Source organism: Achromobacter sp. SIMBA_011 (assembly GCF_046535435.1).
Taxonomy (GTDB): Bacteria; Pseudomonadota; Gammaproteobacteria; order Burkholderiales; family Burkholderiaceae_B; genus Achromobacter; species Achromobacter dolens.
The window spans coordinates 1-246 of sequence record NZ_JAWRWN010001015.1 but is presented as its reverse complement, the minus strand read 5'-3'; the positions used below and the strand labels follow the sequence as shown (position 1 = coordinate 246).

Annotated in this window: 1 protein-coding gene; it reads left to right on the top strand. The window is 69.9% G+C overall.

The window, feature by feature from the left end; translation table 11 throughout:
* A partial coding sequence (locus tag SB816_RS34075; RefSeq protein ID WP_410548509.1) for an inorganic phosphate transporter occupies window positions 1–202 on the top strand: 202 nt, incomplete at its 5' end.
* Between the last annotated feature and the right edge of the window lie 44 nt (window positions 203–246).

Here is a 246-nt window from a genome sequence, read left to right as displayed (position 1 = left end):
CATCGGCATGGCGGACGTCTACGGCCTGCCCGTTTCCACCACGCACGTGCTGGCTTCGGGCGTGGCGGGCACCATGGCCGCGAACGGCTCCGGACTGCAATGGAGCACCATTCGCAATCTCGCGCTGGCGTGGGTGCTCACGCTGCCGGCTTCCATCGCGCTGGCCGCCGCGCTGTACTGGGTGTTCCGCCAGATCTTCTGATGACCTCGCGCGCTACGCGGGCACCGCCTCGCGCCCCGCGTTCG